Here is a 23747-nt window from a genome sequence, read left to right as displayed (position 1 = left end):
GGGGTCCGTGCATCATGAAGGACTATCGAGCATGCGCAAGGCGGCAGGCTGGCAGCGGTCGATCAGGGGCAACTGGGTGCTCGTCGTCACCGGTGCGGGCGCCCTTTTGATACTATTCTTTCTGTCGCTAGCAACTGATCGGGGGTTCGAGCAGAATGCTCGTTTGCGCCAGCAAGTATCGAATTCCTATGATGCAAGAGCGGCCTTGCAGGGCGTGTTGACGCGGCATCAGGACCTCGAGCTTGGCCAGCGAGGCTATGTCATTACCGGTAATCCCGCATTTCTGGCGCCTTATCGAAGCGGGGCGTCCCGTATCGACGCCAATCTCGACCTGTTTGAAAAACTGGCCGGAAATGACGGACAGGGGAAACGGATCGAGGAGCTTCGACGGATCTCGGCGGAGAAGCGGCGTTTCGTCGCACGGACGGTCGGTCTCGTGGAAAGCGGACGGCGCGACGAGGCGGTGCGGTTGATCGCGAGCGGGGAAGGCAAGCGGTCGATGGACCATATCCGCATGCTGATCAGCGAGATTTCCGAGGGCGAACGGCAAAAGCTGGAGGAGCGCACCGTGGACGTCAACGCTGCCCGAGAGCGATTGCGTGATCGTACTTTTACGCTGCAGATCGGGTTGATCCTGTTACTGGCGCTGTCGTCCATCCTGATCGCGCGCAGCCAATGGGCGCGCAAAATAGCGCATCGCCGCGTGCGCGACCTTGCCGCGCGGCAGGAGGCGATTTTCGACAGCGCCAAGGACGGGATGATCGTCCTGAACCCGAGCGGCAGCATCGAGAGCCTCAATCCATCCGCCGCCAAGATGTTCGGCGTGCCCTCCGAATCGCTGCTGCGGCGCGACATCGGGTCGCTGTTCGAAATCGCCCCCGACCGGGGGCAGATCGAGACCTTCCTGCGCCGGCTGAAGGCGAACCGGAAGGAGAATTACGGACAGATCCAGGAATTCGTCGGCCGCCGCCAGAATGGCGCGACCTTTCCGCTCGAAGTGTCGGTCAGTCCGGTACACCTCGCCGACGCCACGCTGTTCGTCGCGGTGATCCGCGATATTAGCGACCGGCGCGAGGTCGAGCAGATGAAGGGCGAGTTCGTCGCGACGGTCAGCCACGAACTGCGCACGCCGCTGACCTCGATTGCGGGGTCGCTCGGCCTGATCAGTGGCGGTGCGGCTGGCGAGATTCCGCCGAAGGCCGCGCGGCTGGTCGAGATTGCACACAGCAACGCGGCGCGCCTCGTGCGGCTGATCAACGACATCCTCGATATCGAGAAGATCGAGGCGGGGCGAATGCAGTTCGATCTCAAGGCACTCGCATTGGGCCCATTGCTCGAGGCGGCCGAGCATCAGACGGCGGGGTTTGCCGGCGAATATGGCGTATCGGTTCAGGTCGAGCCGGTCGCGGCGTCTGTGGCGGTCCTCGCCGACGAGGACCGGTTGATGCAGGTCGCCACCAATCTTCTCTCCAACGCGATAAAATTTTCGCGGCGCGGAGGGGTGGTAACGGTTCGGGTGACGCCGCTCGATCGGCGCTACCGCATCAGCGTCATCGACCGGGGCGAGGGGATTCCAGAATCTTTCCGAGACCGCATCTTCGGCAAATTCGCACAGGCCGATGCGTCGGACTCACGACAAAAAGGCGGCACGGGGCTCGGGCTTAGCATCGTGCGCGAAATCGTCGTCCGGCATGGTGGATCGGTCGATTTCGAGAGCGTCGAGGGCGCGGGCAGCATCTTTCACGTCGATCTGCCCGCCACCGAATTGCTCGGCGTCGTTCCGGCGCCGAGCGAGGTCGAGGCGCCGCCGCCCGGCGATGCCGCGCTGCCGGTTGTGCTTCATGTCGATGACGATCCCGACATGCTCGCGGTCGTCGCCAGTGCCTTCGACGGCAAGGCGGCGATCCATTCGACGCCGAGCGTGGCCGAGGCGCGCGCCGCGATCCGGCGGACGCGCTACGACGCCGCAATCCTCGATATCGGGATGCTCGACGGATGCGGAACCGATCTTGTCGCGCCGCTTCGTAAACGCGCGCCCAGCTTGCCCGTCGTCCTATTCACCGCGCAGGAGGTCGACGGCGCGCCGAAAGACGGTATCGACCTCGTCCTCGTCAAATCGCGCGCCAGCCTCGACACGCTGGTCCGCGAAGTGACCGACCGGATCGGGTCGAAGCGGGCGAACGGCGGAGGCGGAAAATGAGCAGCCGGATTCTCTATATCGATGACGAGGACGATATTCGCGAGGTCGCCGAAATGGCGCTGGAGCTCGATCCATCCTTCGCTGTGCGGACGTGCGGGTCGGGCCGCGAAGGCCTGGCGGCGGCGCGCGAATGGCAACCCGACCTGATCCTGCTCGACGTGATGATGCCCGAACTCGACGGACCGGGCGTGCTCGAACTGCTCCGACAGGATGCCGCGACCGCGGCGATCCCGGTCGTGTTCATCACCGCGCGGACGCAGGCGCACGAGGTGGCCCGGCTGCGCGAACTTGGCGCACGGGGCGTGCTGGCGAAACCCTTCGACGCGATGGCGCTGGCCGGACAGGTGCGAGGCTTTATCGATGGCTGAGATCGACGCGCGCCTAGCCGCGATTGCTGAACGCTTCGCCGCGCAGATGGGCGACACTGCAGCTGAGATTAGGACCTCGCTTGATTGCGAAGATTGGTCCGAACTGGCGCGACTAAGCCACAGCTTGACGGGGCGCGCGGGGATGTTCGGTTATGGCGCGATCGGCGATGCCGCGCGGCGGGTCGAGGAAGCGGTCGACGCTGGGCTTTCGGGCGATGCGATTGCTGGTCTGACGCGGGATTTACTCACTCAAATGGCCGCGCTAAATCGCGCCTGATCGGTGGTTATGCTTAACGGCGGAGGGTGGACCATGGCCCGCCGCCGGTGATAATATGTAAGTTCAACAGCATCGTGGTGATTGAAATGACGAAAGTGCTCGTGGCGGACGACGATCCGCTCACCATGGCAGGAATTACGGCGCTTCTCGACAAGAGTAATTTCGAAGTGGTGGCGACGGTGAACACCGGCGCTGCGGTGCTCGACACACTGCCCGGCGCGCGTCCCGACCTGTTGATCCTCGACAACGGCATGCCCGAACGCAGCGGGCTCGACGTGCTGCGCACGCTGCGCAGCCGTGGCGATAGCCGGCCCGTCGTGCTGCTCACCGGCGGCCTGAACGACGAACTGGCGCGCGAGGCGATCCAGCTGTCGGTCAACGGGATCGTGATCAAGGCGACCGCGCCGCGCGACCTGCTTACCTGCCTCGAAAGCGTGGTCCAGGGACGGCGCTGGCTCGATCAGGATGTCATGCAGCGCGTGATGGAACAGGCGATGTCGCCGGGTGCCCCGCGCGACCCGCTCGAGGTCCTGAGCGGGCGTGAGCGCGCGGTCGCTTCGCTCGCGAAGCGCGGGCTGCGCAACAAGGAAATCGCCGACGAGCTCGGGCTGACCGAAGGAACGGTCAAGGTCCATCTTCATAAGGTTTTTGATAAGCTTAGCATCCGCGGCCGCACCGAATTGATCCTGCTCGGGCAGGACCGCGGCGCCTGAAACTATACCGGAAGATATAAGCGCTTTTAGCCGTTGGTGAGCGGCCTTGTCGCTTCGCGGTAAATATCGCACGCGCAAAAGATAGCGCATCTGTCGATCAAGTTGGCGGCATCGGGCCGTCACCGACGACAGGCGATTCATGGGCTTTCTTCGCGTCCTTTTCTTGCTGGTCTTGGCGGTGATCGGTGTGATCGCCAGCCAGCATGCGCATGCGCAGGTCACCGCTTATGCGGTGGGGCAGGGCGCGGTGAACAGCGTCGAGGTCGGCGTCGAGGTGCGCGCGTCGGTGCTCGGGCGTTGCGGGTTTGCGACCGGCGGGGCGCCCACCGGTGCTGTCGATCAGGCCGATTTCGACAAGAGCGGCTTTACCAAGGATTTCGCGATCCAGCTCAATTGCACCGGAGCGTCGCGGATTGCGGTGTCGTCGGCGAACGGCGGGATGACGACCGCGGCGGCCGGCGGCACGGGGTATCAGACGAAAGCGCCGTACAACGTCGCGCTCTATGTCGCCGCCGATAATGGCACCAACGCATCGGCGACCTGCGCCGCCGCAACGCTCGCCGCGGGCGGCAGCTGCACCTTTGCCGGTACGGCAGGCACCGCGACCGGGCTTCGCCTCGGCGGCGCGTCGACCAAGGCGAACGGGTCGTATCTGCGCGTCAGCGCGCCGGCTTATGCTGGAACCGATATGCTCGCCGCGGGTCGCTATAGCGATACCCTCTCGATCACCGTCAGTGTCAGTCCTTAACGTTATGTTGAACAAGTCGAATCCGCGCTTATTAACTATCGGATCCTATTTCGGGGTCCGATATGATGGCACTTACGATATTGATTTCGAACCGGATCGCCCGCGCGGCGATTGTCCTGGCCAGCATGAGCTTGGCGGTGCCGGCGGTGCCGGCGATGGCGGACGAGGTGAATCAGGTCGCCATTTATGGGGAAGTGGCGCCGCGCTGCTGGGTTGCTCAACCGATGAAGGTCGCCACGACGAATGCGGCGGTGCAGGTGCCTCCCGCGCGTGCGATCTGCAATCAGGCGCAGCCCGTTCTGGCGTCCGAAGTGCGGATGATCGATTCGGATGGTGCGTTGATGAAGCGCGTGCCGACGGCGACCGATCGCACCGCGCCATTCTCCCCTCGCACCGCGCTGGAGATCGTCGTAACACCTCAGCTATGAGGGTTTGGACGGCCGGTTTATCAGCGCTGGGATTGACGTGCGGGCTCGCGCTCGCACAGCCCGCCGCTGCCCAATCGCAGATATCCTCGGTTTGCGGCGTGACCGGCGCAGCGACCGCGCCCGCCAGCATCACTTACGATCCTTTTTCGCCCGGCGGTCTGTCCGAAGCGACGGTGCCTTTGATTCTCCGGCGCAACCGCGGGCTTATCCTCGGCCGCACCCGCGAAGTCAGCCTTGTCCTCGTCTCCCCGTCGGGGTCGCCTGCGCTCGACGTCACCTATAATGGCTATCGCGTCATCTATCCCGAGGGTTCGACCGCGGGCCGCCCGCGTTCGCTCAATTCGAAAGACAATGGCGCGGGCGCGGCGGGCGAGATCCGCTATGATTTCGGCAGCCTGCTCGCCGCAGACACCTCGACTCCGCTCAACCTGCGTGTGACCGTGCCGCCGGGGACCGACCTGTCGGCAGGCGAGCCGATCATCCTCGACCTTCTTTATATCTGCTCGGGCGAAAATGGCATGGCGAGCGTGTCGGTCCCGACGCGCGACACCGGCACGATCCGGATCAACGTCAATACGGTGAGCGCGCTGCAGGCTTATTATGCCGGATCGCCGCTCGATTTCGGCGAGATCGGTGAGGCGACGACCGCGGCAGTGCTCGCGGCGCCCGATCGCTATACGACTCCAGCGTCCAACTCGCTTCGCGTGCGTAGCTCGGGACCGTTCGAGGTCAGGATGCGCTCGCAGAACGACTTTAAACTGACCTATCCCGGCGGCAGCCTGTCCAACGCCGCGCAGACGATCCGTTACAGCGCGCGCTTCCTGGGGCAGGAAATCACTTCCAACAGCGGTTTCGGCACGCGCACCTGCGCGCGCGCGGGCATGGACGGCAGCGCCGGGGTGCTGCCACTGCGTACGACGCTGAAGGAAGGCGGCTCGGCGAAGACGCCCGCGACCAATTATAGCGACATCATCAGCATCACCTTCACGCCGATCGTCACTGCGAGCTCGGCGACCAGCTGCGCAGGCCTCTGACCCGCCCCTATATCGTCGGGTATAGGAAATGATTCCCGAAGTTAGCTTCGTTTTTGCCGGACGCTAAATATTGGCGGAAGCCGATCCGGCCTATCTCCAACTCGTCAGGGCGATGAGCCCTCCCGGATTTTCGATTGGAGATATGAAATGAAAAAGCTTGTTCTCTCGGCCCTGATCATCGGTTCGACCTTCGCCGCTGCTCCCGCTTTCGCTCAGTCCGCTGCTGGCTCGGTCGACGTGACCGGCACCGTCGCCGCGCGCTGCTCGGCTGTCACCGCAATCACCGGCAGTATCACGCTCGGCGAACTTGCGAAGAGCGACGGCACCGTCGATGCGAGCTTCGCCGGCAATACCGGTGGCCTCAGCCGCAACTTCACGGTGAAGTGCAACGGTTCGAACCCGAAGATTTCGGTCGAAGCCAAGCCGCTGGTGAACGCCGCCGCGACCAACTCGCCGAACGGTTACACCAACACCGTCCACTATACCGCGACGCTGGTCGCGACCGGAGCAAAGGGCGGCACCACGCCGGTTGCCGACCAGTCGCTGAGCACGGGTGCGACCACGGCGCAGGTCGGCGACCGCCTGGCCGCGACCGCGAACAACATCACGCTGACCGTGGGCAGCGGCCTGACCTCTGATTCGACGGCGATCCTCGACGCCGGCACCTATGCCGGCAAGGTCGAAATCACGATCGCACCGACCGCCTGACACCTGGGGGGGTGTTCCCGGCAGGCCTAAGTCCACAGGCCTGCCGGGATTAACCTTTGAAGGATATGGTCATGTGCAATCCCAAAGCTCTTGCAACCGAACTTCGCCGTCGCGCGCTCGACGCCGAACCGCAGGAACGGGCCGACCTGCTTTTTCTGGCGGCCGAATATGAAAATCTGGCCGATACGCCGGCATTCGGCGGCAGGCCCGACTGGTTGGGAGTTCCCCTTCCCAACTGAAGGCGACCGGCGAGCGACCGCCGGTCGCCTTTATGGATAACGCTATGATTACTAAATTTCTTTCTTGGCGGAACACCGGCTTCGGTCCATCGTCGCATCCGCGGGTGGGGCAACGGGCGAGGAGTAGATCATTGCAGTTGCTCAGGAGTTTTGGCGGCGCGATCGTCGCCGTGGCGATCGCGGCCGCCGTGTCGGTGGCCGCCTATGCGATGGTAGTACAGCCGGTGGTCATCGACCTCACCACCTCGGGCCGCGCGATGAGTCAGGTGATCACGGTCGAAAACACCTTCGACAAGCCGCTGCCGGTGGAAATGCGCATCGAAGGCCTCGACCTCACCCCCGACGGCGTGAATGCGACGGGCAAGGATCCTGGTGACCTCTCGGTCTTTCCGCCGCAGGCGCTGATCCAGCCCGGCCAACGCCAGAGCTTTCGCGTCCAGTATGTTGGCGAACCGACGCTCGCGCGCAGCAAGCATTATTTCGTCACCGCGGCGCAGCTTCCGGTGCAGACGAACGACACGCAATCGAACGTCCAGCTGCTCTATAATTTCCAGGTCCTCGTCAGCGTGTCGCCCGACGGGACGAAGCCGTCGCTATCGATCGCTTCGGCCGAAATCGGCAAGGATGCCGAAGGCAATCCGGCGCCGGTGATCGCGGTGGCCAACGCCTCGGCCGCACACGGCTATCTGTCGCGCGGACGCGTTCGGGTTATTCAGTTCGGCCCCGACGGCAAGGAAGTCTTCCGTAAGGAAATCTCGGGACCCGAGCTGCAGCAGACGCTCGGCTATGGGTTGATCGGTGGCGGCCAGACGCGCCGGATGACGTTGCCTGTTCGCCTTCCGCAACCCGGCGGGCGGATCGAGGCGCAGTTCACGCCCGACAATTGAAGGCTCCGGCGGTTCGCATGAACCCTCTTTTCATTGCAGGTTTTTTGCTCGCGGCTTCGGCGATCCCGGTTGCTGGCCATGCGCAGGGCCCGGCGGATGCCGGCACGCGCGTGGTCATCGACCCGGGCGCCGACGGCGCGGCGATCAACCCGACAGGGCGGGCGGTCGTGTTGACCGCGCCGTTGTTCGACGGGCAGACCTATCTTGGCGATACGACGCTGACGCTCGAACCCGGCGGACAGGGGAGCTTTTCAGCAGAGCGTCTGCTCGCGCTGCTCGCGCCGCGGTTGGCACCGCCGCTCATCGAACGCTTGCGCGCGCGCCTCGCCGAACGCGGTACGATCGGGCGCACCGACCTGGAAGGTGTTGGCGTCGGCATTCGCTACAATCCGCTCACGCTGCAACTGGTCATGGACATTGCGCCCGCGAGCCGCGCCACCCGGTCGGTCACGCTCGGCGACGATGCGGCACGCGGGGCGGTCAATTATATCGCCCCCGCCGATTTCAGCGCTTATCTCAATATCCGCGGGTCGATGGACTGGGTGCAGCAAGGCAACGACAAGGGGCTCGCGGCGCCGATCACCTTCCTTGACGGCGCGGTGCGCGCGGGCGGGGTGGTGCTCGAAAGCGAAGCGAACTGGCAGGCGGGGGCACGCGGCGCCGATTTCCAGCGCCGCGGGACGCGCTTCATCTACGACGACCGGAACAATCTCGTCCGCTGGGCAGGCGGCGATCTGCAGACCCTCGCGCGCGGATTCCAGGCGGCGCCCGAGATCAGCGGCCTGTCGATTTCGCGCTTCTATTCTTTGCTCGACCCACAGCGGATCATTCGTCCGCGCGGCAACCGCAGCTTCCGCATCGAGCGCCGCTCGGTCGTCGAAGTACGCGTCAACGGCCAGCTGGTACGGCGGCTCGAACTCGACCCCGGTACCTTCGACCTCAAGGATTTTCCCTTCACACAGGGCTCGAACGACGTCCGGCTGACGATCACCGACGACGCGGGTCGCACCGAATCATTCAATTTCGACATCTTCCTCGATCAGGCGCAACTCGCCGAGGGGCTGAGCGAGTTCGGGCTTTACGCTGGAGTGCTCGCGCCGCTCGGCCGGCGCGGCCCGGTTTACAGCAACGATATGGCGTTCAGCGGCTTCTACCGCCGCGGGATCAGCGACCAGCTGACCGTCGGCGCGAATGCGCAGGCCGATCCCAATGGCTGGATGGGCGGGGTCGAGACGGTGGTCGCGACGCCGATCGGCTCGTTCGGCGGTTTCGCCTCGGCGTCGCACGTCAAGGATGTGGGGTCGGGCTGGGCTTCGATCCTGACCTTTCAGCGCACGATCACGCGGCGTAGCGGCGGCGCCGATGCGCTGTCGCTGTCGTTCGAGACGCGCAGCCGCAACTTCGCGCCGATCGGCGTCGGGCTTCCGTCCAACCCGTACCGCTATGTCGCGGGTGCCAGCTATAATGGCGCGATCAACGATGCGCTCTATGCCGGGCTCGACGCGCGCTATTCGCGTGGCCGTGACGACGAGCCCAATGTCGCGAGCCTGCGTGCGACGGGGGGCTGGCGTATTTCGCCGCGGCTGAACCTGACCGGCGACGTCAGCTATGAACGCGCCGGCCGACAGGACCGCGTCGGCGTCTTCCTTTCGCTCGTGTTCCGCCTCGACCGCGCGTCGAGCCTGCGATCGGACTATGACAGCCGCAACAACCGCAAGCGGCTGACCTATCAGACCTATCATGGCTCGGGCACGGGCGCGTATAATTTCAGCGCCGATGTTGAGCATAGCGACCTCGGCATCGCGACGACCGCGAACGGCATCTATTATAGCAACCGCGCCGAACTCGGCTTCAGCCATTTCGGCACTTTTGACCGCGACCTTGGCGGATCGACGGGGCAGCGGAGTTCCTTGCGCTTCGGCACCTCGCTGGCGGTGGCCGACGGCAGTTTCTCGATCGGCCGCCCCGTCCAGGACAGTTTCGCGATCGTCCGCGCCCATCCTTCGCTGAAGGGCACCGACCTTTTCATCGACGCCAACGGCCGCTTCTCGACCGCGAACAGCGGCGCGATGGGCACCGCGCTACAGCCGAGCCTTAGCAGCTACAGCGAGCGCAATCTGCTCGTCACTGCGCCCGACGCCCCGATCGGCACCGACCTCGGCGAAGGGTCATTCCGCCTGCTACCGGCCTATCGCAGCGGATATAAGCTAACGGTAGGATCGGATTATATGGTGAGTGTAGTGGGACGACTGCTCGGCACCGATGGCGAGCCGGTCACGTTAATCGCGGGAACCGCGGTCGAGGAAGCGCATCCCGAGCGCGAGCCGGTGCCGCTGTTCACCAATGCGGCGGGCCGGTTTGGCGCGACCGGGCTGGCACCCGGACGCTGGAGTATTACGTTGAACGATTCCGACCGGACACGGTTCGAGCTCATAATCCCTGAAGGTGCCGATCGCACGATAGCGGCGGGCGACCTGATTGCGGTTGCGCCGTAAGGGCGTCTGCTTTCCAGAGGCTGCGAAGCAAGGCATACTGCCCCATCGAAATTCCATGAGGCAATGTCCGCTTTTCGAAGGCGCCGGTGAAGCGCCGGAACACGATGCGCGCCAGATAGCCGATGCTGTCATCAAGGCCCCAGAACTCGCGCCGCGGCATCGGCTCGGTCCGCCGCTGCCTTAAAGGAGGAGCGAGTTGGGGGGGAGGCCGACCAGCGTCCGGCCGTGAAGCTCCGTCGCAACATCGAGATCATAAACGATGTGGCTTTGCATGACTTGGACGTCACGCAGCAGACGCTGCATCGGGTTGTCGAGCGCATGAACGCTTGAGCCGACTGCCTCACAGCAAGTGCGTACCGCTTCGACGCATTGTTGGACTGCTATCGCGATTTCCGCGCGTATGCGGATGCGCTCGCCCGTCTGTTCGGGCTCCTCGATTTCGCCGATCAGCAGATTCTCGCGCGCTGCCGAGCGGATCGTCCGCTCGGCGCAGCGGGCAAGCAGATCGGCGCGGGCCAGCCGCATTTGCGCAGCGGGCTTTTCGACGCTTGTGGTCATCCCGCCCAACTTCACATGGGTCTGAAGCCGCTCGCGGCAGAATTGCACCGCCTGCCGCGCGGCGCCGAGCGCCGGGATCGCGGCGGTGACGCAGAGATTGGGAAGCATCGGCGAACCGTAAAGCCCCGGTCCATAGATGGCGCGCCCGTGCCCGCGGCCCGAGCGGACGGGCTGCACGGCGAACTGATAGCCTTCGGACACGAAGACGTCGTCGACACGGATGTCGTTGCTGCCCGTCGCGGCCATGCCCGCCATCTGCCATGTGTCGATTACATCGACCTCTTCTGCGCGCAGCAGCATCATGCGGGCGACCGGGGGGGCGCCTTCGACCGGTTCAAGTGCATTGAGCATGATCCAGTCGGCGTTCATCACGACCGTGCCCCATTTCCAGCGGCCGTTCAGCCGGAAGCCGCCGTCGACCGGGGTTGCGATGCCGGGAGGGGAGGCCGCGCTCGGCGCGATTACGTACGGAGTCTTGCCCCACACTTCAGCCTGAGTTTTTTCCGGCATCTGGGCGATGAGCCAATTATGTTCGGCCGCGAAGCAGGCGGTCCAGCCCGTCGAGGGGCAGGCCTCGGCGATCGGCAGCGTCGCGCTGATATAGGTGTCGGTGTCGAATTCGAGCCCGCCGAAACGGCGTGGGACGTACATATAGAAATAGCCGCTTTGGCGCAGGGCTTCCCATGCAGTGTCGTCGGGGCGGCGCTCACGTTCGGCCGAAGCCGCCTTCTCGGCGATCAGGGGTTTGAGCGCCAGCATCCGTTCGACCAGACTCTCGGGGGTGATCGCCTCCACCTCTTCGCGCGAAAGGAAATCGTCGCCCGCGGGAATGCGGCGATCGGCGAGCTTTTCGGACATCATCGTCTCCATTCTGTTTTTCCGACCATAGTCCGTGCCGATGAAATATGTCAACTAGGTTGACAAAATACTTTGTGTACGACACGATCTCGCCATGATGTTTCCATCGCAAAATTGTGCCGAGGGTCTGCGCGGCGCACTCCGCTCGCTTGTCCGTCCCGTCGCCGTCGTGACCGCTGCTCATGCCGGGCGAAACCATGCGATGGCCGCCACCGCCTTTTGCGAGGTGAGCATGGATCCGCCATCGATGCTGGTGTGCATCAACCGCTTGAACGCGACGCATTTGGCAGTTTCCGAGGGTGCCGACGTCTGCCTGAACCTGCTGGCCGAGGATCAGCGCGAAATATCGCGGCGCTGTGGCGGGGGCGTGGTGCCGGAGGAGCGCTTCGAAGTCGGCGACTGGGTGCTCGGCCCCGGAGGGCCGCCCCGGCTCGCAGATGCCTGTGCGAGCATATTGCTGCGCCCCGGCCGCATTGTCGACCATGCTACCCATGCGGTTGTAATCGGCGAAGTCGTCGACGTGGCGCTGCGTGACGACCGCCGCCCGCTTGGCTTTCACGATGGCGCCTATCTGTTCCCGCTTGCCGGCGCAGCACTCAATTTGGTTGCGCAATCGGCGCTGCTGGGCGAAGCGGGCAGCATGACCGACGGATTTCTCATGCTCGACGTGATGCGGGCCTTCTACTGGTTCGACGAGGGGCTGCAGTCGGCGCTGCGCGCGCGCGGATGGGAAGCCGTGTCGCGCTCGCAGTCGATGGCCTTTGCCAATATTGCGCTGGGCGTACGGCGTCCCATCGATCTCGCGCGCAATCTGGGCATCACCCGGCAGGGGGTGAGCAAAATGCTGCAGGAGATGGTCGATCGCGAATGGATCGTTATCGAACCCGATCCGACCGACGGGCGCGCCTCGGTTGTGGCCTTCAGCGACAAGTCGCAGCAGCTTCGCGCCGACGCGCTCGAAATTCTGAGCCGGATCGACCAGGAACTAGGCGAGCGGCTTGGACGGAAGACCGTCGACGCGCTGCGGGCGACGCTGGGGCGCGACTGGGGACCTCCGCCCGAGATTTCGGCGTTGCCCTCCGCTCAATAGCCGGCGAGGTGTCCGTTGCCGCGCAGTTCGTAACTGAAGGTCGACGGCAGATAGGGCAGCATGTCCTTGTTCCAGCTTTCGAAGGCGGATTTCAGCCGCGCAAAATCTTCGGCTCTTACGGTCTTGAGATTGGCGACCTCGCGCGGATCGGCGGCAATGTCGAACAGGAACTCATGCCCGCTCATCGCCAGATATTTGAGATTTCCGTCGAGCGCAGCGCGCTGATCCTGGGCCTTGTGACGCCAGAATAGCTGGCGCGGGGAAGTCGCGTTGCCGTCCAGAAGATCGGGTAGCAGGTTGCGCCCATCAAGCTTTGGCAGTTCGCGCTGCGCGACGCCTGCCGTCGCCAAAAGGGTCGGCGTCCAATCCATCGTGATATGCACGAGGTCGCTCGTCGTCCCGGCCTTGATACGGCCTGGCCAGCGCAGGATCGATGGAACGCGGATGCCCCCTTCGAGCAGTTCGCCCTTTATGCCGCGCAGCGGCCAGACCTTCGAAAAGCGCTCGCCGCCGTTGTCGCTCGTGAAAATAACGATTGTATTCTCTGCCTGTCCGTTGGCGGCAAGCGCCGCCATCAGTTTGCCGACGCCACGGTCGAGGCTTTCGACCATCGCGGCATAGACTGCGTTCGAACCCCCATCATAATGAAAGGAGTCGCGAATTGTCTTGGCGACAGCCTCGTCTTCGGGACCCTCCCATGGCCAGTGCGGTGCGGTGTAATGGACGCTCAACAGGAAGGGGCGATCGGCCGCCGCGAAACGCCCGAGTTCTGAAACGCTGCGCTGGGTAATCAGATCGGTCAGATATCCGGTGCGGTGAATCTCGGTCTCATTCTCCCAAAGGTCGTGCTTGAACCGGCCGCGGATCGTCATGCCATGTTCGAAATAATCGGCGCCGCCCTGATAGATGCCGAAGAAACTGTCATAGCCGCTCTTGCGCGGCCCGAATTCCGGCAAGCCGCCCAGATGCCATTTGCCGACGAGGGAGGTGTCATATCCCGCGCGCTTCAAAAGGTCGGGCAGGGTGATGGCCGAATCCGGTAGACCTAAATCGGGATGGAGGCCCAGAGGCTCGTCGAGCCCGCCGGGGAAGCGATATTGATATTGCCCGGTCATCAGCGCGAGTCGTGTCGGCGAGCAGACACTGCTGTTTGAATAGGACCGGTGAAGCGCGACGCCGCCCGCCGCGAGCGCGTCGAGCGAAGGTGTCGCAATGTCTTCGCGTCCAAAACAACCGAGGTCGGCGGAGCCCAGATCATCGGCAAGGATGAAGACGATATTGGGCTTCCTACGCGCCGGCGTGCGAGCCTGCGCCCGCGTTCCCAAGAGCCCGGCGACAGCCGAAGCCGCTCCTGCCTTCACCAGATTGCGCCGCGACAACATCCGATTCTCCTCTTCCAGTTTCAGGAGCCGTTTTGCTCCGTTTTTCTCACCGGGCCCATTGCGCTTGGGGATATGGGCAGACCGAAGGGATAACTTCGAAAAGCCCGGATTTGTGAGTGGTTCCGGCAATGATGAAGCTTCTCCATCGCCGCAACTTTGTCAACCTACTTTACAAAATATCCTTAGAAGGCTAAATGAATTCCGTGATGGCGATCAGCATCCGGAAAATCCCGGAGCCGCCGAAACCACAAGAGGGAGAATGTGGATGTCGAATGGCAAGGCATATGGATATTCGGTTCGGGCATGCCTGATTGCGTCGAGCGCGCTGCTGCTCACCGTTCCTGCCATGGGACAGGAAGCGGCTACGGCTGTCGAGGCTGACGATGCCAATGTCATCGTCGTCACTGCGCAGAAGCGCGAGCAGGACGTCCAGGATGTTCCCATCTCTATGACCGTTGTTGGCGGCGAACAGCTCAGCGATCTTGGAATCGCCGACTTCACCGAACTTGATCGTTATGTTCCCAATTTCTATGTCCAGACGACCCCGGGCAACAACGCTTTCTATATTCGGGGCATTGGCTCGACCCCGGGCAACCTCGCTTTCGAACAGACGGTCGGCCTGTTCGTGGACGGCATCTACGGCGGCCACGCGCGCCAATTCCAGGCGCCCTTCCTCGACGTCGAGCGGATCGAGGTGCTGCGCGGCCCGCAAGGTGCGCTCGTCGGAAAGAATACCAGCGCGGGCGCGATCAGCGTTGTAAGCGCGCGGCCGACACGCGACTTCCGCGCGACGCTCGAGGGCAGCTATGAATTCGAGCTCGGGGGCGCCCGGTTGTTCGGCATGGCATCGGGGCCGTTGTCGGAGGCGGTCAGTGTCCGCGTCGCGGGGCAATATGAGGACAGCGACGGTTATATCGAAAACACCCAGCTCGGCGGGAACGAGACCAAGCGCAAGAGCCTGTTTGGCCGAGCGTCCGTCCTGATCGATCCCGGCAATGGTGCGGACCTTCTGATCCGGGTCGAGGGCGGCAAGGTCGATCTGACCGGCACGGCGGTCGAACGTTTTTCGACTCCCAATGACCCCGACCGCAAGCGCGCGACCGGCGGTTTCCCGGGTTTCATGGAAAAGGATTACGACAACACCAACAACCTCAACGCCAGCGCGACGGCGAATATCGAAATCGGCGATCATGTCCTGACATCGATCACAGGCTATTCATCCTATGATTTCGACAAAAAGGTCGATGCCGATTTCGGGGCCGCGCCGTCGTTCGCGTCGCGCTTCGCCGAAAAATTCAGCCAGATGTCGCAGGAAATTCGCCTCGCGTCGCCCACAACAGGCAGCCTCGAATATATCGTCGGGGGCTATTTCCACGTCAACGACTATGACCTTTTCGGCACGACGCTCATCAATTTCGGGCCCTTCAACGGTCGATCTGACCGCACATTCCGTCAGGAAAACCTCGCCTGGTCGGCATTCGGAAGTGCGACCTGGAATGTCGCCGACACGCTGCGGCTGATCGGTAGCCTTCGCTATACCTTCGACCGCAAGACCGCGACTCAGACGCGCGCGAATAGCGGCGTCGTCCAGCCGAGCTGGCTCGCGACGCCGCTTGCGGGGCGGCGCGTAGAGCGTGAGTGGGATCCCTCTGCCGCGGTCCAGTGGGATGCCGGGCGCGATGCCATGCTTTACGCATCCTATGGTCAAGGATCGAAGGCGGGCGGCTTCATCGGGGCACAGTCGACCACGACGCAGGCCCAGTTCGAGATCGACTCCGAAAATGCCGAGACTTTCGAGGTGGGTGCCAAGCTCGCCCTGTTCGAGCGCCGGCTACGTTTCAATATCGCCGCCTATCGCACCGACTTCACCAATCTTCAGGTCTCGTCCTTCGACGCGGTGAGCAACAGCTTCATCACGAGCAACGCGGGCAAGGCGCGCAGCCAAGGCGTTGAAGCCGACTTCGTGTTCCAGATCGCCGACGGTTTCGCGCTCAACGGTTCGCTGGCGTATCTCGACGCGAAATTCATCGACTTCCCCGGCGCTCCGTGTCCGTTCACCAACCCGACCTGCGTGCCGGCGAACAACAATGCGGCGGGGCGGCCGTTGCCGCGCTCACCGAAATGGAGCGGCACGCTCTTTGCCGATATCGCACTTCCGCTGAACGGCGCGGTCGACTTCATCGCCAACGGCGGCGTCACCTATCGCAGCAGTGCCTTTCTGGAAGAATCCTTCAACCCCGCGGCGGCGCAGGACAGCTTCACAAAGTTCGATCTGCGGATAGGCATCCGGGGAAGCGGCAAGCGATGGGAACTGGCGGTGGTCGGCAAGAATCTCACCGACGAGCTAACGGCAAGCCATGCCTTCAACACCCCGCTTGCCGCGGGCATCATCTCAAAGTTCATACAGCCACCGCGCACGATCGCATTGCAGGCGAAATTTCAGTACTAGAGAAGAAACGGCCTGCTAGCGTACGCATACGTCGAACGTCCGCTCTTTGCGTCATGCGCCTAAAACCGGACCGTCTCTAACCGGCCAAGGACGGAAGACAGATCGAGAATGACGTCGGATCGTGGCGCTTCGGAATATGATGTGTCGCTCCGCCCTTCGCCCTTTGACAGGGTGAAGGGAGTCAGATCGATCAGATCCGAAAACTGAGCGTGCCGCCGATCGTCCGGAAGGCTTCGGGCATCACGATCTTGGAGTAGCCGCCCGGATTGATCACGCCCGCGGCATAGGGTGCATAGAAGCGCTTATCGAGCAGGTTGCGCGCGTAGATTCCGACCCGCCAGCTGCCGTCTTCCGCGCCGAACCCGATGGTGCCGTTGAGCAGCCCGTAGGACGGAATCTGGGCGTTCGGATCGCCGATCACGGCTTGGGTCTTCGTACGCCACGCCCAATTGGCGGCGGCGTCGATCGCCATGTCGCCGCCGACCGCCTGCTTGTAATCCGCGCGCAGGATGTACGACCATTTCGGCGCATTGGGCAGGCGGAAGCCGCGATAGTTGGCGACCGTCGTCGTCGTGCCGGGGACGACGTAGCAGCCCTGGCCGACGACCGGCGATATCGGCTGGCCCGGATAGCATTGCCCGTCATATTCGCGGAAGGTCGCGTCATTATACGCCCCACTCGCCGACAGCCGCAGCGCCGGTATCACGCGGAACCCGGTTTCGACCTCGATACCGCGTGCGCGCAGCAGCCCGGCGTTCGACAGGTAGAAGGCGGGCGGCGTGATCGTGATGTCGAACGTCTGCGCCTGAAAGTCGCGATAGTTCGACCAGTAAGCTGCGATGTTGAAATTGCCCTTGCCGTCGAGGAAGCTGGTCTTGAGGCCAACTTCCCAACTCTTCACCGTTTCGGGGCGAACCTCCCGGATGATGCCGGCGGTGCCGTCGATCGCCGGACCTTTGAAGCCTGTCGAATAGGTCGCGTAGAGCATGAAGTCGCGGCTCGGCTCGAACTGCACGCCCACCTTGCCCGACACATTGTCGGCCTTCACTGTGCCGTCATAATTCGGCAAAATGCCGAGCGGGACCGCCGGGAAAGGCAAGGGCGAGACGACGAGCGTCCCGTGGTTTCGGTCGTTCGTATAGCGGAGGCCGCCGATCAGCTTGAACGCGTCGGTCAGCGCAAAGGTGACGTTGCCGAAGGCGGCGAGGCTGCGCACCTTGTTCGTCGCATCGCGCCGGCCGCCGCCGACGACCACGGGAGCGCCGAAAAGCCCGTAATAATTGCCGTACTGGACGGCATAGCCGCCGTTCTCGGTCCGGTAATAATAGAGCCCCAGCACATATTCGAGACGGTTCCCGCCGGGCGATGTCAGACGAAGCTCCTGCGTGAACTGATTGCTGTCGACGCCGCCGTCGCTGTTGTTGAAGATGTTCGCGGGCGAGGCATCGATGTCGGATAGCTGGAGTGTTTCGAGCTGCCGGTAAGCGGTGATCGAGGTCAGCGTGTGTTCGCCGATGTCGGCGTTGATCTCGATCGAGCCGGCATAGAGCTTGGTATCGGCCGTCCAGTCGCCATCCATATAGCTTTTGTAGACGTTCGGACCGGGCTTCTCGGCAAAGCTGGCGAACTGCGAATTGAACAGGGCACTGGTGCCGAGCGACTGGATGATCTGGCCGTCGCGCGCAAAGGCGGTTTGATATTCGCCCGATAACAGGAAGGAGAGAGTGTCCGAAGGTTCCCAGAGCAGCTTAGCGCGCACGCCATTGTTCCTGCGGTCGCCGACCGCGTGCGACGGGGCCAGCACATAGGGAATCGCACCGTCCTGTCCGTTGCTATAGCCCGATATGCGCAGGGCGAGCGTGTCGTCGAGCGGGACGTTGGCGCTCGCCTGCACGACGCGATCGTTGCGTTCGCCATATTTGAGGTCGAGCGAGAAGGACGCATCGTCCATGCGGGGCCGCTTGGTGACCACCTGGATCACCCCCGCGCTCGAATTCTTGCCGAACAGCGTCCCCTGCGGACCGCGCAGCACTTCGATCCGTTCGATATCGGCAAAGCCCGTCGAGCCGGGGTCGCGCGACAGGCCGATGACGACGCCGTCGATGACAAGGCCGACGGTCTGCTCGACGCCGCTGTCATAGGTCTGGGTGCCGACACCGCGAATCTGATAGCCGCCGCCGTTCGACACGGGGTTGGTCGCCGAGAAGGTGATGTTCGGGGCGAGATACTGGATGTCGCTGACTTCCTTCAGTCCCGACTGCGCCAGGCTCTCGCCCGAGACCGCGGTTACCGAAAGCGGGACATCCTGCAATCGTTCTTCGCGGCGGGTTGCGGTAACGATGATCTCGTCGCCCGCAGCCGCCGCGCCGGGCTCCGCGTCCTGCGCGAACACCGGCATCGCGGGCAGTGCCATCGCAGCAACCGAACCGAGCAATATGCGCCGCGCGCCAAATCGAACCATGATAACCTCCCCAACAAGGCGCTCGCGGCGCCGGTGCCGCTTGATAGGCTTGTAACATAAAAGCAGTCAAGACCGCTTGTAAGTTATCATTTGAGTGATAGGGTGTCAGGCCTGAGCGTTGGGAGGTAGCTGATGAAATCGTTGATTTTCTTGCCGTTGGCGCTTGTTTCGCTGCCGGTGGCAGCGGGTGAGCCTACGTCGCGCGTCGGCGTTGTTTCCGACCCCTGCGCTACCCTGCCGCCGATGCCTGCCGTTGTTGCCGACTATATGACGCGCGCCAAGGCTGCGCTGGCCGCCGGCGATCCACTGCCGCCGCGTTCCGAGGATGGCATGGCTATCTATGCGAAATGGCAGCAGGATCTGCTTTTTGCCGACTTTGCAGGCCTGTGCCGCTACGCCGCTGCGAATCGGGCCCTGCCGCCTGCGACATCGAACAGGATAGTCTTCATCGGCGATTCGATCACCGAAGCATGGCTGACCAAGCAGCCCGATTTCTTTTCCGGCGACCGCGTTGATCGCGGGATCAGCGGCCAGACGACGACGCAGATGCTCGCGCGATTTCGCGCCGACGTGGTCGATCTGAAGCCGCGGATCGTTCATATCATGGCTGGAACCAACGATATTGCCGGGAATATCGGCGCGACCTCGATCGAGCGGATCGAGGCCAATATCCGTACGATGGTTGACCTCGCCGAAGCGCATGGGATTGCAGTGGTGATCGGCTCGGTGCTTCCCGCCCGGCGGTTCAACTGGCGTCCCGAAATCGCGCCGGTCGAGCCGATCGCCGCGTTGAACACGCGCCTTCGGGCGCTGGCGGCGGAGCGAAATCTTGTGTTCGCCGACTATTATGCCGCCCTCGACGACGGCGAGCATGGATTGGCAAAGCTTCATGCCGAGGATGGCGTCCACCCGACCCCGGCCGGCTATGCCGTGATGCGCCCGATCGCCGAGCGTGCGCTGGCATCGGCGGCGCGCAAGGCCTCATAGGCGCCCGAGATGGCGATAGGCCGAACCGATGGCGGCGATCACACGGTCCGCTGGCGTCTCTTCTTCCTCGATGAAGGCATAGCCGACACCCGCGGCGGACATCGTCCGCATCATTGCCTGAAAATCGACGATGCCCTCGCCGATGGGGGCGGTCGGTGGAATGCGGTCGACCGCGGGCTCGATCGGGCCGCGCCAATCCTTGAGATGCGCGAGACTTGCACGGCGGCCGAGGCGCGCGAGATAGGGAAGGGGGTCGACGCCGGCCGCGATCGTGTTGCCGATATCGAGCTCGAAATCGACCAGCCCAGGATCGCAGCGTTCGACCATGTCGTCGAAGGCATAGCGCCCGTCGAAGCGCAGGAAGTCGAGACCGTGGGTGTGGTAGGCGAAGCGCATCCCCGCGATCTTCGCCCGCTCGCCAATGCCATTGAACCGGTCGGCGGTGCGCAGGAAATCCTCACGCGTGAGCGCGGCGATCGCATCGCGAAAGGGGTTGTCGGACTTGCCGGCCAACGCGCGATAGGCGGGGACGAGCGGCACCGGGGCGACCACATAGGCCATGCCGATCCCGGCGCATTGCCCGATCAAGCGGTCGATCTCGGCATCGTCCATGTCGGCGCGCACCGCGTGGGCACCGATCGCGACAAGACCGTTATCGGCAAGGATCTTGCGAAGGGCAGCGGCATCCCTGTCGTAGAATCCAGCGAATTCGACATGGCGCACGCCGGTTGCAGCGATAGCGGCCAGCGTCCCTTCGAAGTCCTTCGCGAGCAGTTCGCGCGCCATATAGAGTTGGACGCCAATCACCGGCCTCGCCGGCGCCGCAATGGCGGCCGCGGGAAGCATCGCGGTGGCCGCAGCGGCGGCAAGAAACTGGCGGCGTTCTATCATGGCGTGCTCCTTTGTGCTTGCCATGATCCTATGTCGTCCATATGTTACGGTCAACACTGCTTGTAAATGGAGAGGCGAAAACATGGCCGAGAAACCGCAGCGGCGGACACAGGCGGAGCGGAGCGCGGGGACGCGCGAACTGCTCTTGGCGGCCGCGATCGAGGCGCTGCACGAGCATGGCTATGCCGCGACCTCGACGACGCTCGTCGCCGAAAAAGCGGGGGTCAGCCGCGGCGCGATGCTGCACCAGTTTCGTACGAAGGCCGATCTGATGACCTTCGTTGTCGAAGCCGTGTTCGAGGCCGAGCTCGAGCATTATTCGGAATATCTGAAGGGCATCACCGACCCGCAGGCTCGTTTCCTCGCCTATCCCGAAATGGCGTGGGAGGTGCTCAGTCGCCCGTCGGGCGTCGCGGTGCTGGAGATTATGCAGGGCTCGCGCAGCGACCCGCAACTCTGCGAGATGCTCGCCCCTGTGCAGACGCGGATCGAGAAGGAAGCCCTCGAGTTTTCGCACCTCGCTTCGGCGAAGGGCGCCCGCGGGGCGATGGCTGTCATGCGATTGATCGTCTGGGCGATCCGCGGTCTCTCGATCGCGCAGGTGCTGGCGCCCGAACCCGGCAGCGTTCGCGATTCGGTGAAGGTGCTCAAGCGTTTGATGGCCGCCGGCCTCGAAACCGGGGTGCTGTCGGTGGGACCTGAAAACAGCAAATAACGGGAGAGGGAAATGGGACGCGCCATGTCCACCGCCATTCTGGCGGTTGCCACGATTATTGCCATGCCGGCGACGGCGAAAGAGGCGGACGGAATGACCGAACAGGAAAAAACGGCGGAAAAACGCGCTGTTGCGATCGTCGATGCGATGACGCTCGACGAGCAGATGTCGCTGACGAAATCGATGTCGGGCGGCAGCCTGCTCGACCTCGGCATTCCGCTCCCGGCCTTCATCCCCGAAGCGATGCGGCAGCCGAAACCCGACGGTGCGCTCGGCACCGCCGGCTTCGTGCCCGCGGTCGACCGCGTCGGTTTCCCTGCGCTTCATCTGGGCGATGCGAGCCTCGGGGTCGCCGATATCGGCTATCTGCGTCCCGGTCAGCAATCGACCGCGCTGCCCGCGACGCTGTCGCTTGCGGCAACCTTCGATCCCGCGATGGCGCGCGAGGCTGGCCGGCTGATCGGTGCCGAAGCCTTCGCAAAAGGGATCAATGTGATGCTCGCCGGGGGCGTCAACCTCGCACGCGAACTGCGCAACGGCCGCAATTTCGAATATCTGGGCGAGGATCCGCTGCTCGCGGGCACCCTCGTCGGCGAACAGATCGCCGGCATCCAGGATCGCCACGTCGCCTCGACGATCAAACATTATACGCTGAACCCGCAGGAAAGCGGCCGCTTTGTCTATGACGCACGGATCGACGAGGCGGCGCTGCGCGAATCCGATCTGCTGGCCTTCGAGATCGGGATCAAGCGCGGCAAGCCCGCCTCGATCATGTGCGCGTACAACAAGGTGGGCGGTACTTATGCGTGCGAGAATGAATTTCTGATGCGCGACGTGCTGAAGGGCGACTGGCAATATTCGGGCTGGGTGATGTCCGACTGGGGCGCAGTGCACAGCCTCAAGCCGTCGATCGACGCGGGGCTCGACCAGCAGTCACCGCAGGACAAGGATTATTTCGCGGGGCTCTCCGCCGCGGTCAGGGCGGGCGAGATCGCGCCGGCGCGGGTCCGCGACATGGCGCTGCGCATCGTGCGATCGATGACCCTCGTCGGCGCGCTCGATCATCGCGCCGCGCCGGGCGGTGCCATCGACCGCGAAGCCAATAGTGCGAAGGCGCAGGCGATGGCCGAGGCGGGCATGGTCCTGCTCAAGAATGATGGCGTCCTGCCACTAGCTGCGTCCGCAAAATCCATCGCGGTCATCGGCCGCCACGCCGACAAGGGCGTGCCGATCGGCGGCGGCTCGTCGCAGGTCATCCGATGGGGCGGCGTCTATCGCGACGCGCCAGGCGCCAATCCGCTCTCTGCATTGCTGGCGCCGAGCTACGGGCTTTCCTCGCCGCTGAAGGCGCTGCAGGCCGCCTTGCCGGGTACCGCGATCAGCTACGACGACGGCAGCGACGCGACGCGCGCGGCCGAAGTGGCGAAGAAGGCCGACCTTGTCGTGGTCTATGCGGTCAAGCCCGAGATGGAGGGCATCGATCATGCCGACTTCTCGCTGCCTTATGAGCAGGATGCGCTGATCGACGCGGTGGCCGCAGCCAATCCCAAAACGGTCGTTGTCCTCCAGACCGGCAATCCCGTCGCCATGCCATGGCTGGGCAAGGTCGGGGCGGTGCTTGAGGCGTGGTTCTCGGGCCAGCGCGGCGGCGAGGCGATAGCCGCTATCCTGACCGGGAAAAGCGCGCCGCAAGGGCGACTGCCGATCAGCTTCCCGGCGAGCGCCGGACAGCTCCCGCAAAAGACGGTCGTCGGTTACGATCCGGCGAAGCAGCGACCACTCGGGATCGGGGTCAAATATGAACCTTTTCCCATCGACTATATCGAAGGAAGCGACATTGGTTATCGCTGGTTCGAGCGGGCCGGCGCGAAGCCGCTCTTCCCCTTCGGTTACGGTCTGACCTATACGAGTTTCGACTATGGGGCCCTCGAGTTTCGCGGCGGCAAGGCGCTGAGCGTCAAGGCGCGGATCACCAATAGCGGTGACCGTGAAGGCGTCGAAGTCGCGCAGCTCTACGTCGCGCCGCCGGGCCGCACGCACCGGCTGGCCGGCTGGGCAAAGGTCGACCTCAAGCCGGGCGAAAGCCGCGAGGTGACGATCGAGGCTGATCCCTGGCTCCTGCTCTCGTACGACGCAGCCGCCAAAAAATGGGTAAGGCCGCGCGGCGAATATCGCTTCTTTGTCGGCAAATCGGCGGGCGAGCCGATGCTGAGCGGCAGCGCCCTGCTCACCGCGGCCACCGAAAACCGGAAGCGCTGA

Annotated in this window: 20 protein-coding genes; 16 read left to right on the top strand and 4 right to left on the bottom strand. The window is 63.7% G+C overall.

The features are described from left to right. Nucleotides 1-31 precede the first annotated feature (31 nt). From VFG17_RS17625 to VFG17_RS17575, 11 genes are all read left to right on the top strand, one after another. Complete coding sequence (locus VFG17_RS17625) at nt 32-2200, top strand: CHASE3 domain-containing protein (protein ID WP_325030665.1); 2169 nt, start codon at nt 32-34, stop codon at nt 2198-2200. Continuing rightward, nucleotides 2197-2568, top strand: coding sequence for a response regulator (locus tag VFG17_RS17620; protein ID WP_325030664.1), 372 nt, complete (start codon nt 2197-2199; stop codon nt 2566-2568). Before VFG17_RS17625 ends, VFG17_RS17620 begins: the two co-directional genes overlap by 4 nt. Beyond that, nucleotides 2561-2845: an Hpt domain-containing protein gene (locus VFG17_RS17615; protein WP_325030663.1), complete on the top strand. Its 285-nt coding sequence runs from the start codon at nt 2561-2563 to the stop codon at nt 2843-2845. Before VFG17_RS17620 ends, VFG17_RS17615 begins: the two co-directional genes overlap by 8 nt. An 86-nt stretch (nt 2846-2931) precedes the next feature. Beyond that, nucleotides 2932-3558, top strand: coding sequence for a response regulator transcription factor (locus VFG17_RS17610; protein ID WP_325030662.1), 627 nt, complete (start codon nt 2932-2934; stop codon nt 3556-3558). Nucleotides 3559-3697: 139 nt separating this feature from the next. Continuing rightward, entirely contained in the window at nt 3698-4306 is a 609-nt protein-coding gene (locus VFG17_RS17605; RefSeq protein ID WP_325030661.1) for a hypothetical protein, read from the top strand. A gap of 62 nt (nt 4307-4368) precedes the next feature. Next, on the top strand, nt 4369-4734 hold the full coding sequence (locus VFG17_RS17600) for a hypothetical protein (RefSeq protein ID WP_325030660.1): 366 nt from the start codon (nt 4369-4371) through the stop codon (nt 4732-4734). Nucleotides 4735-4832: 98 nt separating this feature from the next. Further along, nucleotides 4833-5768, top strand: coding sequence for a hypothetical protein (locus VFG17_RS17595; protein ID WP_325030659.1), 936 nt, complete (start codon nt 4833-4835; stop codon nt 5766-5768). A gap of 147 nt (nt 5769-5915) precedes the next feature. Continuing rightward, complete coding sequence (locus VFG17_RS17590) at nt 5916-6476, top strand: hypothetical protein (protein ID WP_325030658.1); 561 nt, start codon at nt 5916-5918, stop codon at nt 6474-6476. A 71-nt stretch (nt 6477-6547) separates the two neighbouring features. Beyond that, a complete protein-coding gene (locus VFG17_RS17585; protein WP_325030657.1) occupies nt 6548-6715 on the top strand; it encodes a hypothetical protein in 168 nt (55 codons plus the stop codon). 131 nt (nt 6716-6846) lie between these two features. After that, entirely contained in the window at nt 6847-7602 is a 756-nt protein-coding gene (locus VFG17_RS17580; protein WP_325030656.1) for a fimbria/pilus periplasmic chaperone, read from the top strand. A 17-nt stretch (nt 7603-7619) separates the two neighbouring features. Further along, nucleotides 7620-10097 carry a fimbrial biogenesis outer membrane usher protein gene (locus VFG17_RS17575; RefSeq protein WP_325030655.1) on the top strand — a complete coding sequence of 826 codons (2478 nt, stop codon included), beginning with the start codon at nt 7620-7622 and terminating at the stop codon, nt 10095-10097. Nucleotides 10098-10277: 180 nt separating this feature from the next. On the opposite strand, the gene VFG17_RS17570 is transcribed toward VFG17_RS17575, so the two are convergent. Then, nucleotides 10278-11513 carry an acyl-CoA dehydrogenase family protein gene (locus VFG17_RS17570; RefSeq protein ID WP_325030654.1) on the bottom strand — a complete coding sequence of 412 codons (1236 nt, stop codon included), beginning with the start codon at nt 11511-11513 and terminating at the stop codon, nt 10278-10280. Nucleotides 11514-11607: 94 nt separating this feature from the next. Between VFG17_RS17570 and VFG17_RS17565 the strand changes: the two genes are divergently transcribed. Further along, a complete protein-coding gene (locus VFG17_RS17565; RefSeq protein ID WP_325030653.1) occupies nt 11608-12603 on the top strand; it encodes a flavin reductase in 996 nt (331 codons plus the stop codon). Here VFG17_RS17565 and VFG17_RS17560 read toward each other — a convergent pair. Further along, the gene (locus VFG17_RS17560) at nt 12597-13985 is read right to left on the bottom strand and encodes a sulfatase family protein (RefSeq protein WP_325030652.1); all 1389 of its coding nucleotides are present in this window, start codon (nt 13983-13985) and stop codon (nt 12597-12599) included. The genes VFG17_RS17565 and VFG17_RS17560 overlap by 7 nt on opposite strands. A gap of 265 nt (nt 13986-14250) precedes the next feature. Between VFG17_RS17560 and VFG17_RS17555 the strand changes: the two genes are divergently transcribed. Then, nucleotides 14251-16434, top strand: coding sequence for a TonB-dependent receptor (locus tag VFG17_RS17555; protein WP_325030651.1), 2184 nt, complete (start codon nt 14251-14253; stop codon nt 16432-16434). A 190-nt stretch (nt 16435-16624) separates the two neighbouring features. Here the strand turns inward: VFG17_RS17555 and VFG17_RS17550 are convergent, their stop codons facing one another. After that, complete coding sequence (locus VFG17_RS17550; RefSeq protein ID WP_325030650.1) at nt 16625-18895, bottom strand: TonB-dependent receptor; 2271 nt, start codon at nt 18893-18895, stop codon at nt 16625-16627. A gap of 132 nt (nt 18896-19027) precedes the next feature. Between VFG17_RS17550 and VFG17_RS17545 the strand changes: the two genes are divergently transcribed. Continuing rightward, nucleotides 19028-19882: an SGNH/GDSL hydrolase family protein gene (locus VFG17_RS17545; RefSeq protein ID WP_325030649.1), complete on the top strand. Its 855-nt coding sequence runs from the start codon at nt 19028-19030 to the stop codon at nt 19880-19882. Here the strand turns inward: VFG17_RS17545 and VFG17_RS17540 are convergent. Next, nucleotides 19877-20773 (bottom strand): sugar phosphate isomerase/epimerase, encoded by an 897-nt coding sequence (locus VFG17_RS17540; protein ID WP_325030648.1) that lies wholly within the window; start codon nt 20771-20773, stop codon nt 19877-19879. The genes VFG17_RS17545 and VFG17_RS17540 overlap by 6 nt on opposite strands. An 82-nt stretch (nt 20774-20855) precedes the next feature. Here VFG17_RS17540 and VFG17_RS17535 point away from each other — a divergent pair, with 82 nt between their 5' ends. Both VFG17_RS17535 and VFG17_RS17530 read left to right on the top strand, forming a co-directional pair. Beyond that, a complete protein-coding gene (locus VFG17_RS17535; RefSeq protein WP_325030647.1) occupies nt 20856-21488 on the top strand; it encodes a TetR/AcrR family transcriptional regulator in 633 nt (210 codons plus the stop codon). Between the two features lie 24 nt (nt 21489-21512). Next, nucleotides 21513-23747 (top strand): beta-glucosidase, encoded by a 2235-nt coding sequence (locus VFG17_RS17530; RefSeq protein ID WP_325030646.1) that lies wholly within the window; start codon nt 21513-21515, stop codon nt 23745-23747.

Source organism: Sphingopyxis sp. (genome assembly GCF_035686825.1).
GTDB lineage: Bacteria > Pseudomonadota > Alphaproteobacteria > Sphingomonadales > Sphingomonadaceae > Sphingopyxis.
Note: the sequence above shows the minus strand (reverse complement) of the source record. Positions and strands in the feature narration are given on the sequence as shown.